The organism is Desulfoglaeba alkanexedens ALDC, from assembly GCF_005377625.1.
Lineage (GTDB): Bacteria > Desulfobacterota > Syntrophobacteria > Syntrophobacterales > DSM-9756 > Desulfoglaeba > Desulfoglaeba alkanexedens.
In genome coordinates this window covers 1,190,285-1,202,866 of record NZ_CP040098.1, presented here as the reverse complement: position 1 = coordinate 1,202,866, position 12,582 = coordinate 1,190,285, and the positions used below count along the sequence as shown (strand labels likewise).

General features: G+C 61.5%; 12 protein-coding genes. 11 read left to right on the top strand and 1 reads right to left on the bottom strand.

Annotated features, from left to right (window positions below; all coding sequences use genetic code 11):
* Positions 1 to 141 carry a hypothetical protein gene (locus FDQ92_RS15195; protein WP_170180210.1) on the bottom strand — a complete coding sequence of 47 codons (141 nt, stop codon included), beginning with the start codon at positions 139 to 141 and terminating at the stop codon, positions 1 to 3.
* A gap of 65 nt (positions 142 to 206) precedes the next feature.
* Here FDQ92_RS15195 and FDQ92_RS05690 point away from each other — a divergent pair, with 65 nt between their 5' ends.
* The 11 genes from FDQ92_RS05690 (at position 207) to FDQ92_RS05645 (ending at position 12,462) form a co-directional block, all read left to right on the top strand.
* A complete protein-coding gene (locus FDQ92_RS05690; RefSeq protein ID WP_137423683.1) occupies positions 207 to 2,915 on the top strand; it encodes a tetratricopeptide repeat protein in 2,709 nt (902 codons plus the stop codon).
* A 35-nt stretch (positions 2,916 to 2,950) separates the two neighbouring features.
* Positions 2,951 to 3,307, top strand: a complete 357-nt coding sequence (locus tag FDQ92_RS05685) for a J domain-containing protein (RefSeq protein WP_137423682.1) — start codon at positions 2,951 to 2,953, stop codon at positions 3,305 to 3,307.
* Positions 3,304 to 4,116, top strand: a complete 813-nt coding sequence (locus FDQ92_RS05680; RefSeq protein ID WP_137423681.1) for a nucleotide exchange factor GrpE — start codon at positions 3,304 to 3,306, stop codon at positions 4,114 to 4,116. Before FDQ92_RS05685 ends, FDQ92_RS05680 begins: the two co-directional genes overlap by 4 nt.
* Positions 4,117 to 4,151: 35 nt before the next feature.
* A complete protein-coding gene (locus FDQ92_RS05675; RefSeq protein ID WP_137423680.1) occupies positions 4,152 to 5,900 on the top strand; it encodes an Hsp70 family protein in 1,749 nt (582 codons plus the stop codon).
* Between the two features lie 4 nt (positions 5,901 to 5,904).
* Positions 5,905 to 6,192 (top strand): hypothetical protein, encoded by a 288-nt coding sequence (locus FDQ92_RS05670; RefSeq protein ID WP_137423679.1) that lies wholly within the window; start codon positions 5,905 to 5,907, stop codon positions 6,190 to 6,192.
* Positions 6,171 to 7,724, top strand: a complete 1,554-nt coding sequence (locus tag FDQ92_RS05665) for a DUF7986 domain-containing protein (RefSeq protein WP_137423678.1) — start codon at positions 6,171 to 6,173, stop codon at positions 7,722 to 7,724. The genes FDQ92_RS05670 and FDQ92_RS05665 overlap by 22 nt, the downstream gene beginning before the upstream one ends.
* 284 nt (positions 7,725 to 8,008) lie before the next feature.
* Positions 8,009 to 8,143, top strand: a complete 135-nt coding sequence (locus tag FDQ92_RS15905) for a hypothetical protein (RefSeq protein WP_281276848.1) — start codon at positions 8,009 to 8,011, stop codon at positions 8,141 to 8,143.
* Positions 8,144 to 8,260: 117 nt separating this feature from the next.
* A complete protein-coding gene (locus tag FDQ92_RS05660) occupies positions 8,261 to 8,677 on the top strand; it encodes a universal stress protein (RefSeq protein ID WP_137423677.1) in 417 nt (138 codons plus the stop codon).
* 73 nt (positions 8,678 to 8,750) lie between these two features.
* Entirely contained in the window at positions 8,751 to 9,824 is a 1,074-nt protein-coding gene (gene dusB / locus FDQ92_RS05655) for a tRNA dihydrouridine synthase DusB (RefSeq protein WP_170180209.1), read from the top strand.
* A complete protein-coding gene (gene ispH / locus FDQ92_RS05650) occupies positions 9,815 to 11,554 on the top strand; it encodes a 4-hydroxy-3-methylbut-2-enyl diphosphate reductase (RefSeq protein WP_137423675.1) in 1,740 nt (579 codons plus the stop codon). Before dusB ends, ispH begins: the two co-directional genes overlap by 10 nt.
* A complete protein-coding gene (locus tag FDQ92_RS05645; protein ID WP_246041842.1) occupies positions 11,551 to 12,462 on the top strand; it encodes a glycosyltransferase family 2 protein in 912 nt (303 codons plus the stop codon). The genes ispH and FDQ92_RS05645 overlap by 4 nt, the downstream gene beginning before the upstream one ends.
* Positions 12,463 to 12,582: the final 120 nt, after the last annotated feature.

The following is a 12,582-nucleotide window of genomic DNA, read 5'->3' as shown; positions in this document are numbered from 1 at the left end:
TCAGAAACGCAGGTAGGCTTCCCTGACCTTCGGTTCCTTTTCCAGGTCCCCGCCCGACCCTTCTTTCACCAGTGTGAGATCCTGTAGTCTTTCATCGAATATCCAGCGCTGTAACTCTCCGATTGCGTTCGCCGCCCGCATCGGCTATATAGCATGGAATACGAACTTTTTCCATTCCGCCGCCGACGCGGGCGCAAAACAGGCAAATGGGCAAACAGCACAAGAGGGCCAAAAAGGCCCGCGCCAAACAGAAAGAAAAAATCCAGCAACCTCCCGCAGAACTGATCCGCCAGGGTGTGGCAATGCACCAGAGCGGCAACCATCGGGAGGCGATCGTCCTGTTGAAGGCGGCCCTGAAAGCCGGTGAAACGCCCGAGGCGATCAAACCGCTTCTGTTTCGGGCCTACCTGGCCAGGGCCGCCCAACTGGAGCAAAAGGGCATGCGGGTGGAAGCCGAGACGATCCGGCAAAACGCCCTGGCCTATTTGCCGGACGCCTCGGCCATGACGGACGATGACCTCGGTCAATTGCTGGATGCCGCCCCTCTGGAAACCGTCTTGGCCTACTGCCCGGGGTGTTTCCAATCTCGCAGGCTATCGGCTGCGGTGTTGGAAAAAATCGCAGGCCAGTTGATGCTGACCCGCCGCTGGGATTTGCTGCCGAAGCTGTCGGCGGCGGAACCGCTTTTGGCCGATGCGCCGGCGGCGCGCCAGGCCGCCGACCGGATGCATGCCGGAGACTGGGAATCCGCCGCCGAGGCCTTGAAGCCGGTGCGACGATCGTCTCCCTTCGCCTCGGCGCGCATGTTATGCCGGGCCATGGTCTGTTTTTACGCCGGCGACGACGACGGGATGCGACGCGCCCTGGCCATGATCCCCGAAGGATCGGTCTTCTCCCCTCTCGCCCGGGCGCTGGCCGAGGATCCCCGCCGCATCGACGTGCTCTGGGACCGTCCCGTTTTTTCACAAGAAGATGTCGCCCTCCTGATGGATCATCTGAAACGAAACCGCATCCCTCAGGCTGCCGCGGCGATCGGCAAGATGGCGTCCATCCTGTCCCCGGATACACCCTGGCGCGGCGCCGCGGAAATTCTCATGGCCCTGCGGCCCATGACCGTCAACGGCGAGTTGCACCGCGACAGCTTTGTCCATCTGGCCAAGTCCGTACTGCCGGCGCCCCAGGCCCGGTGCGTCGTAGCGAAGATGGATTTTTGCCACTCTAAGAACGGCATCGTGGACGCCGCCCGCTATTTGAAAGAACTCGATGCCGAGTTCCCGGAGCCGGGCCAACGCGCCCGGGCGGCATCTCTGGTGCTGACGCGCACGGTCAGAAAGATGGAAGCGAATGTCCGTGACCCTATCCCGGCGACCTTTAGGCTGCCCCTACCATACTGGGAGATCCTGGGCCTGCACAGCGTTGACCCCGCCCTCAATCCACTGGAAATCCTGCTCAAGGCCATCGAGCTGGATCCCACCAACCGCGAGGCCTATACCCTCCTGGCCGGCAAGCCCCGCACCAGCCGGGAAGCCAAGGCCCTGGTGATCCGCGGCCTGGAAAAAATGATGGACGCCTTTCCCGAGGATCCTTTTCCCTGCCTCGAGCTGGCCGACGTTTACGACGAAAAGAACGCCTACCGCAAAGCCGAGCAGGTGTTGGCCGAAGCCAAGCGGCGCGCCCCCTACGACCCGCGGGTGGCCGACCGGCACGTCACCGCCTTGCTGGTCTCCTTTGAGAAACGGCTCAAATCCGGCAAGCTGCACCTGGCCGAAGAAGACCTGCAAAAGGCCCGTGCGTTGTGCACCGACCGGACCCTGCCCCTGGTCACCGCCAAGACGATCCGTTTTAAGGCCGAAAACACCGGACAGATGACTCTCTTTTCCGGGGCGGCCGGTCTGGACCCGGACCAGTTGGCCGACGCCGCGGAGCGGGCGGTGGGCGCCTTCCCGCCTTACCAACGTCTCACCACCCTCGGCCTCATCGCCCTGGACCTGCATGGAGGGCCGCCCCGCCGTCACGGGCCCTATCGGAAAACCATCGGTCGCCTCTTTGGACGCTCTCGCGGCGATACTTATCGGAAAACCATCGATCGCCTCTTTAAACGCTTTCACGGCGATACCCAGCGGTTGACCAGCGCCGAAGCCCGGGACCTCCTGCTCCCGTTGGGAAAGGCGTTCGCCCCGCTGATGCCCACCCTACAGCGGGCGGGGGTCTACCTGCACTACTATCCGCGCCTGCTGGAACGTATCAAGGACGAGGACCTGCCGGCGGTGTTGGAAGCCCTGGCGGCCGCGGAATGCCTGAAGGCGGCGAAAAAGGAAATCCAACGGCGCCTCAAGCTCGAAACCACGTCGATGCGCAACGTATTTGACTTCTACCTGATAGTGGTCCGCCACCTCGCCGGAGAAATCGACGACGCGGCGGCCTTTGAAAAATCCGTGCGGGCGGCTAGCGACAAAGAAAGAGAAATGCTGCGGGCCGCTTCCCGGCGTCTTGCGCCCTACGCCAAGGGCCGCCTGGCGGATGCCTTGAGGCAGTTCGATTTCGAGATTCTGAACCGCCCGGAGTTTTCCCCGGCCGATTTTGACGACCGCTTCGAGGACGACGAGGAAGGCCCCGATTTCGACACGGACATTCTTGCCTGTCTGATGGATCAAGTGCTCAGCGATCCGGACCATCCGCCGCCGCCCCCCGAAGTGCTGAAAACGCTGGTGGAACCGATGATCCAAAGCGTGGAAATTCTCATGGACCAAATGAGGCTGCGCGGTCTGCCCCGGGAGATCATCCATTTGATTCGGGATAAAATGAAAGGAGAGTTTAACGGCGAATGGATCTTCGATCATTTCACGCCCTTGCTGACACCAGCGCAGACCGAGAAACTCTCCCCGGAAGCCTGGGAGTTTCTGTTCGGCAAATGACCGTCCGGCGTCCGTCGAACTGAAAGGAAACGTGCATGCTGATCGACTATCTGAGACTGGGCGTTCGCCCGGATGCCACCGACGCCCAGATCCGCAAGGCTTACCTGGCGCTGATCCGGACCCATACCCCGGAAAAGGACCCCGCGCGATTCAAGGAAATCGCCACCGCTTACGAACGCATCAAGGATGAAACGGTCCGCTTGGAAACGGCGCTTTTCGGCCCGACGCGGATCACCGACACCCGCGAGGCCCTTGAAGCCCTGGCGCGCGCCGCCACCCCCGGCCGGCGACGGGTCGGTTTGGGTACCTTGTGGCAAGCGGCGGGCCAAGTGTCCCGCCGGCATGCGTCGTCCCCCTTGCCATCGTCACCGGATACGGAGAAAAAAAGATGATTTGGCAGCGGGTCATCGAAACACTACGGTCAGGGCGGCGCCTGGCCGTGACCCGGATCGTTCACCCCCTGCTCGCGGGCGCCGCCGCCCGCCTGGGCCGCATGGCCGGCGTGCGCGTCACCCGGCCCCTGGATGCATCGCCGGCCGCATGGAAGCAGCAAGCCATCGAGGACTTTCGATCCTGGCTGGCCGACCTGCCGGAAACCCTGCCCGACTTTGAAAAGACCGATGCCACCACCTGCGACTTGTACACCTTGCTGATGGAGTTCATCGCCCTGCGCCAGGAGATCAGGTACCAGAACCGGGAGCAGCATGCCGCCATCAAGGCTCAGCAGGATTTTATGGCCGGCCAGCGGGAAATGATGGCCTTGGTTCAAAAACGCTTCGAGGAATTGGATCGACTGGAAGAAAATATTCGCCAAGCCTGTGAGCGGCGCACCGCGTCCTTTTTTTTCGACGTCCGCGACGCCCTGCGGCGCGGCCTGGCAGCCAGTCGCCGCGTCGCATCGACCGGCGGGTTTTTCAGGCGCCCGCCCAGGGGGATCGAGGGGATTATCGAAGGTTATGAATTGGCGCTGCGCCGTTTCGACCGCGCCCTGAGCTACCTGGACATTCAGCCGGTGGAAACCATCGGACGGCCTTTCGATCCCACCCTCATGGCGGCCGTGGACCGCCGATTCTCGCCGGGTGCCGGGGACAACGAAGTCCTTGAAGAGGTGAGCGGGGGCTTCGTCCACCGTGGCACCGTGCTTCGCAGCGCGAACGTCATCGTCAACAAGGCGCCATCCAAAAACCCCGTAAACGACTAATAACCAATGAGCAGCGTTCGCTAGAGGAGAAGAAAATGGAACCGATCATCGGCATCGATCTGGGCACCACCAACAGCGAAGTGGCGTTCGCCGCTGACGGTCGGGTGACCGTGATCTGCGATGGGGACGACGGTATCGTGCCGTCCTGCGTCGGCCTCAATGACGATGGCGCCGTCATCGTCGGCGTCGAGGCCCGCAACCAGGCCGTGGCCGCCCCGGAGCGGACCGTGATGTCCATCAAACGCCGAATGGGCTCCGATGAACAGATCGCCCTGGGGCCTCACCGCTTCTCCCCCCAGGAAATTTCAGCCTTCATTCTTAAGGCGCTTCGGGAGAGGGCCGAGCGTCACATCGGAAAACCGGTGACCAAGGCGGTGATCACCGTGCCGGCCTACTTCACCGACGCTCAGCGCCAGGCCACCCGGGAAGCGGGAGAAATCGCCGGGCTCGAAGTGGTGCGGATCATCAACGAACCCACGGCGGCAGCCCTCGCCTACGAGAGCCACAACCCGGAAGACCGCTGTATTCTGGTCTACGATCTCGGCGGCGGCACCTTCGACGTGTCCATCGTGCGCATCGAGGACGGGGTGGTGGAGGTGTTGGCCAGCACCGGCGACAACCGCCTGGGGGGCGACGATTTCGATCGCCGCATCGTCGGTCACCTGCTGGCGCATCTGGCGAAGGAGGTCGGGAAAAACCCACCGGAAACCCCGCAGCTTCTCGCCAGGCTCAAGATGGCGGCGGAAAAGGCCAAGATCGCCCTTTCCACAGCCCCCTTCGCAATGGTGGAGGAAGACTATCTGTATCAGAGCAACGGCCGAGATGTCCATTTGCGTCTGGAACTGGCCAGGGAAAGCTTCGAGGCCATGATCGAACCGGACCTGAGGCGCACCATGGAGGCGGTCAACCGCGCCCTGAAGGACGCTGAGATGCTCCCCTCGGCCATCGATGACATCATCCTGGTGGGCGGGTCCACCCGAATCCCCATGATTGAGCGGATGCTGGAAGAAAAATTCAACAAGCGGCCTCGGAGCCACATTGATCCGGACCTCTGCGTCGCCATGGGCGCCGGGATTCAGGCGGCCCGGGAAATGGGGTTGGAAGGCACCGGCGTGTTGGTGGACATCACCCCTTATACCTTCGGCACATCGGCCATCGGCGACATCGACGGTGTTCCGAGCGCCACCATGTTCGTTCCCATCATCCGGCGCAACACCAAACTGCCGGCCACCCGAAGCGAGGTCTTTTACACCGTGCATGACCGCCAGGAAGCCGTAGACGTACGCGTTTACCAGGGCGAGCACCCCGACGCCGAGGACAACGTGCTGCTGGGAAACTATATCTTCAAGCTGACGCCGGCACCGGCGGGCAGTGAGATCGTCCTGCAGTTCGACCTCGATCTGAACGGCATCCTAAAAATTCGGGCCCTGGAGAAAAAGACCGGCAAGACCATCGACGCCACCATCGAAAACGCCATCTCCCGTTTCTCTGACGATCAATTGGCGGAAACCCGCAGTCGAGTCGCCGGCCTTTGGTCCACGCCGGACGATTCGACAGGTCCCGCCGGCGGAGCCGCCGAAATGCCGGTCGAGGAAATCCCGGAAGCCTACGCTCCGCTCTTTCGCAGAGCCGAAACGTTGTTGGCGGACCTGGATGAAGAGGATCGCGACGAGATCGTGAACCTGGTGGAAGACATTCGGGAAGCGTTGCGGGAAAACCGCACCGCGGACGCCGAAGCGCTTCGCTCCGAACTGGACGATGCCCTGTTCTATCTGGAGGGATGATCGCGTGAAACACTGCCCGGTCTGCCGCGCCAACCTGGAAGGGGCCGCCACATGCCGGCGCTGCGGCGCGGATCTGTCACGGCTTATGGATGTCGAGGAAGCGGCCCGGACCCATTACCGTGACGCCCGGGAGGCTTTTTCCCGGGGCGATTTCGCCGCCATGTACGCCCATGCCCGCGAATCGGCCGCCAAGCGCAAGGTCCCCGCCACCCGCCGCCTTTTGGCCTGCGCGGCGCTGCTCAACGGCGATCCGGCAGAGGCGCTGCGTTTATGGCGGCGGCTGAATCCCTGACCGCCGCCGCCCTCCGGCATTTTCTTTTAAGGAAGGGAGGAAGGAAGGATATGAAGATCGGACGCAATGCTCCCTGCCCCTGCGGCAGCGGCAAAAAATATAAGAAATGCTGCCTTCCCAAGAAGGTCACGGCCCAGGAGGATCTGGATTACAGACGACTGAGCGAGGCCTACAACAGACTGTTCGATGATACGGTTGAATATGCCGAACGTGTGTTTGGGGAAAAAACGTTGCAGATGGCTTTGCTTGAATATTTGTTGTGGCCCGACGAAGATGAAAGGGAACTGGATGCTGGGCTTATTGAGCGGCAAATGCCGCTTTTTTGGCCCTGGTTTGTGTTCAATTGGGAATATGTATATGATCCGATGATGGAAGAAGTCGAACTTGACGTCTCGTCGGGACGGACGCCGGCAGAGTTGTATGCCGAGAAGCAAGGTTCCAAATTAGGCTCCCTGGAGCGCAAACTGATCGAGGCAGTCAACCGCAAGCCCTTCAGCTTTTATGAAGTCGTCGAGGTGGAGTCCGGCAAGCAGATCCTTTTGCAGGATATTCTAGCGGGCGGTCGGATCATGGTTCAGGAGCGGAGCGGTTCGCGCCACCTCAAACCGTCGGACATCGTTTTCGGCCGGGCGGTGAGCCTCGACGGTGTCGGCATGATCATGGGACTCGCCACCTATGCCATTCCCCCAGGCCACAAGCCAGCGATCATCGAACTGCGACGAAGGATAAAAGCGGAGGAGCCGGTAATCTCAGACCAGGTCCTCAATGACTGGGACTTCGAAATCCGGGAGCTCTACCTGGCCATTGACCACGCCCTCTTTACAAGACCGAGAATATACAACTCCGACGGCGATCCGTTCGAGTTCCACAAGCTTGTCTACGACATCGATTCGGCCGAAGAAGCCTTTGAAAAGCTCGTTTCCCTGTGCGTTACAATGGAAGCGCGCGAGCTTCGAGAACAAGCCGAAAGGGATGCGCACGGGCGCATCCGGCGGGCCGAGATCACCTGGGACCGCAAGGGACACAAGGCAGGAGCCGGATTGACCAGCACCACGTTGGGCCGCATTTTTATAGATGAAGGTCGTTTGACGGCGGAAGTCAATTCGGCGCAAAGGGCCGAGGCACTTCGCGAAAAGATCGAAGCCGGGCTTGGCTCCCGCGCACGCTTCAGGGTGGATGAAATCCGCAGCCTCGAAAAGATGATGCAAGATCGGGAGCAGTCGGGACAGGCGGCAAGATCCTCCGCCGAGCATGAAGCACTAATGCAGGAGCCTGAAGTGCGCCGGCAGGTGGCTCAAATAATAAGACAACATTGGGAAGACTGGGTCGATATGGAACTGCCTGCGCTGGGCGGCAAGACGCCGCGTGAGGCGGTGCGGGACGAAGACGGCGTCGAGGCGGTGGAGGCCCTGCTGGCAGATGTCGAACGCCACGGGCAAAACGACCCGTACATGAAGCAGATGAACCGCGATGGGGTCCGGCTGGTCAGAGAGCTCCTGGGAATGCCAAAGCCCGCGCCGGAGGATAGATAGTGCCTGACTCCTGAGGTACTGTCACAAAAAATAAGAAAATCTGTTTGCGCCTTTGCGCGAGACATTTTGGTTGGGTGCAGATCTTTTGCTTCTTGTTCCCAAGCTCCAGCTTGGGAACGAGGGGAAGCAGGTATATGACCTGGAAGAAAGGCTGCTTGATTATTCGGTGCGAATCATAAAGATCATGGAACAGCTTCCAAATAGCAGAACAGGCAACCATATTGCGGGCCGATTTTCCGGTTGAGGTTGCGTCTGTACCCCGAGCTTTCCTTCGGCGGTTCAACGTGCGGGAAGGCCTCACGGTCGTCGACGACCAGGTTCTCCGGCGTCTTTTGGAGGAAAGTCTTGAAGGCGGCATGGGTATCATCGAGGAAGAAATGAACCGGCCGGTCCGTGGTTATGATCGGCTTCGCGGCTGAAACGCGGAGGGCGCTCCGCAGGACATGGGCTGAAACCGAGCGGGAGCGACATGGCCGGACCGGGGGCGGCCGCAAAGGCGGTCCCGAAGATCAACCACTCAGCCACAGGAAGATACGGTGAACGACGAGACCCGGAGAGGCTTCAAGATACTCGTGGGGTACGATGGAACGCGAACTGCGAAGGAAGCCCTGAAGCTGGCCGTTTTCCATGCGCGCCATTTCAAGGCCAGGGTTTACGTGGCTTGGTCACTCATAGGCGGCCATGAGGATTCCCTGGAAAAAATCGAAACGGCCCGTGACGGGCTGCAGCAGGCCGAGAGCCTTTTCCGCGACGAGGGGATACCCTACGAAACGCATCTTCTGGTGAGGGGGCTTTCGGCCGGAGAAGACCTGGTTCAGTTCGCCGACGAAAACCATGTGGACGAGATTGTGGTGGGTGTCCGGAAACGATCCCAGGTGAGCAAACTGCTTTTCGGGTCCACCTCCCGCTTTGTGATCCTGAACGCTCCCTGTCCCGTGGTGACGGTGAAGTAGGAGCTGTCCGGGAGTTTTTCAGCGGGTTCGGAGGAGAATGCCGACATGTACCGGGTGCAGTGAGGTGGCGTCATTGAAGATTCAGAAGGTTCTGAAAACGGAAAATGCATTCAGAGTGACGCCGCTTCGGATCGGTGAGCTTCTGATCGATCCCCCGCTTGTGCTTGCGCCCATGGCGGGTGTAACCGATCGGCCCTTCCGGAGGCTCGCGGCCCGTCTGGGCGCAGGGCTTGTGACCACCGAAATGATCAGCAGCGAAGGGCTCATCCGCAACCATTCCGGAAGCTGGAACCTGTTCAAACGGGACCCGGAAATCGGTGTTCCCGTGGCCGTCCAGATCTTCGGTTCCGACCCGGAAACCATGGCCGGGGTGGCCCGGAAAGTGGCTGAACGGGGCGCCGACAGTGTCGATATCAATGCCGGCTGCCCGGTGCGGAAGGTGGTCCGGCAGGGGGCGGGAGCGGCCCTGCTCCGCACGCCCGGTAAACTCTTCGCCATGGTCTCCGCCGTGAAACGGGCGGTGGACATCCCCGTCACGGTCAAGATCCGCATCGGCTGGGACCAGCGGGCCGTCAACGTGGTGGAAGTGGTTCGCGGCCTGGAGGCCGCGGGAGCCGATGCCGTGACGGTCCACGCCCGGACGGCCAAGCAGCTTTACGGCGGCGAAGCCGACTGGCGGCAGATCCGCCGCGCAACGCAGGCCGTGAGCATCCCGATCATCGGAAACGGCGACGTCATGGATCCTTCGGACGCGGATCGGATGCTTTCGGAAACGGGCTGCGACGCCGTCATGATCGGGCGGGCGGCCCTCGGCAATCCCTGGATCTTTTCCGCCATCGCCCGTCATTGGGGGCGAGTCGGTCCGTGGAACCCCGAACCGACCTGGAAGGATTTCCGGGAAACCGTTCAGGCTCACCTGCAAGCCTTCCGGGCGGAACGGCCTCTGCCTCCCGGTCACTACCGAAAAGTGCTCATGTGGTACTCCAGGGGACTCCCCGAATCCTCGCCACTTCGTGCCCGACTCATGACGGTGCGCACCATCGGCGCCATGGAAGCCGTTTTCCGAGACTGGATCGATGCGCTGGCTTCCGGCGACCTCCCGTTTCACGTTTGCAAGGCCGGTGAGGAGAGCGCCCGATGCAGGTGATCGTCGCGGAAACCGCCGGGTTCTGCAAGGGAGTGCGAACCGCCCTGGAACTGACGCTGGAAGCCGCGAGGAAAGCGCCGGAGGGGGAGATCCTTTGCACCTTCGGGCCGCTCATCCACAATCGCCAGGTGCTTGAGATGCTCGAAGAACGGGGCGTCCGCGAAGTGCGCACCGTGGAAGAATGCGCCGGAAAGAAGGTCATCGTTCGGGCCCACGGCATCCCCCCCGAACAGCGCCGAGAACTTCGAGCCGTCAGCACCGGGCTTGTGGACGCCACCTGCAAGCGTGTCGCGCGGGTCCAGGCCATCATCCGAAAGCATGCGCGGAAGGGCGGTCACACGGTGATCGCCGGCGATGCGGACCACGCCGAAGTGATCGGGCTCATGGGCTATACAGAAGGCTTGGGGCGGGTGGTGCGGCAACCCGACGAGATCGATTCGCTTCCCGCCCATTGGGAACGCGTGCTTCTCGTGGCGCAGACCACCCAAAACGAAGAAGTGTTCCAGGAAATTGAACGTCGTTTTCGAAAACGGTACCCGCAGGGGATCGTCCACAATACGATCTGCGGCGCCACTCATGAGCGGCAGGCGGAAGTGAAACGCATCGCCCGTCAGGTGGACGCCATGGTGATCGTCGGGGGATTCCACAGTGGAAACACTGTGCGCCTCGCGGAAGTGGCGCGGGAATGCGGCGTCCCCACCTACCACGTGGAAACCGAGCAAGACCTTTCTCCCCGGCAGATGGGTCGCTACGCCAAGGTCGGCGTTTCCGCAGGGGCTTCGACGCCCAACTGGATGATCCGGAACGTGGTGCGTTTCCTGGAAGGCATCCGGAGCGAAGAGGCGCTGGGGCGCCGATCCTGGGCCCGCTGGGCGGAAATCGCCGCCTACAGCAATCTGGGCGGGGCCTTGGGCGCCGCATGGCTCACCGCCGCCGTTTCGGCGTTGACGCGGCTTCCGTCGACGCTCCAAGACGCCTTCATGGCGGGAGCCTACGTTTTCGCCATGCACACTCTGAACAGGTATCTGGACCGTGAAGCCACCCAGCTGAATGATCCCGAAAGAGCGGCTTTTTACCGGAGGTGGAGACTTCCGCTCATGAGCGCGAGTCTCCTGGCCGCCGCATTGGCTCTTGTTCTCGCCTTTTGGCGGGGGCCGCTCTCTTTCTTCGCCATGGTGCTGCTGGTCTTCTTCGGCATGATCTACACCGTTCCCATCCTTCAGCCGCATTGGCGCCAGAGCCTTTCCGCGCTCAAGATCAAGGATATACCGGCGTCGAAAACGCTTACGGTTCCGCTCGCCTGGGCCAGCGTGACCGTGTTCATCCCCCACCTCGACCACATTGACGACGCCTTCGGTTCCATTCTGCTGGTGTTCATTGTGGTCTTTCTTCTGGTATTGATGCGCACCGCCTTCATGGACTGCCTCGACATCCAGGGCGATCGACTGGTGGGACGGGAAACAGTGGTGGTGCTCTTGGGGGAGAATGAAACGATCCGATATCTTTGGATCGTGCTGGCCGCCCTTTCGGGCACGCTCCTCGGCGGGGCCTGGCTGGGAGCGCTCACGCCCTTTGCGTTTTTCCTGCTTCCGGCCGCCGGCGTCTACGCGTGGTTCCTCAGGACAACCCACGGCAGGCGTATCCATCAGGCGCCGGTTCTCGAAATCCTCATCGAATTGGTAATCGTCGGAATCGGTGTGATGGGCCTTGTCTGGAACTTCATTACGTGACGGGTATATCGGTCATGGTGAGTGTGGTGATCCCCGTGCACAACCGGGCCGGATTGGTGGAAGAAGCGATCCGGAGCGTCTTAGGCCAGCGGGGGATTCGACCGGAAATCATCGTGGTCGACGATGGATCCGACGATGCAACCCCGGAGGTACTGAAGCGCTATGGGTCGGCGGTCACCGTCATCCGGCAGGAACGGCGGGGGGTGAGCGCCGCCCGGAACCGGGGCGCGCAGGCGGCGTCAAACCAATGGCTGGCTTTTCTCGATTCCGACGATCTGTGGCTCTCCGAAAAACTTGCCGAACAGACCGCCTACCTCCGGCGGCACCCGGAACTTGAAATCTGCCAAACCGATGAAATCTGGATTCAAGACGGCCGGCGTCGTAACCCCGGCCGTAGGCACGAAAAGCCGCAAGGTCACTGTTTCTCTCGGCTGTTGGAGCGGTGCCTGGTGAGTCCCTCCGCGGTCATGATCCGCCGGTCGCTTTTCGAGGCTGTCGGCGGCTTCGACGAAGCCATTCCGGCTTGCGAAGATTACGACCTTTGGCTCCGGATCGGCTGGCGCCACTCCATCGGCCTGGTTCGGAAGCCGCTTGTGGTCAAGCGTGGCGGGCATCCGGATCAACTTTCCAGAACGGTCCCGGCGCTTGACCGATTCCGCATCCGCGCCCTGGAAAAACTCCTGCGCGGTACGCCGCTTTTGCTCGACCAAAAGCACCTCGCTCTGCAGGTTTTCCAAGAAAAATGCCGCGTTTACGGATCAGGCTGCCTGAAGCGTGGAAAAACCGCCGAAGGAACCGCCGTTCTTTCCCTTCCATTTCAGGTCGCGGAAGAATTGGGGCTTTCGCCCGCCGACGCGGTACATGCCGGCGGTCGTTCCGACGAGGAGACCCTCTTTTCCAGCACCTGATTCAATGTGGCTCGGAAATGGTTCAAGTCCAGCGGCTGCACTTCCTCACCTCGATGGAACGGTCCGATCCGAGACACGCTTGAAGCTCATCCGCAAGCACCTTACAGACGATGAGGACCT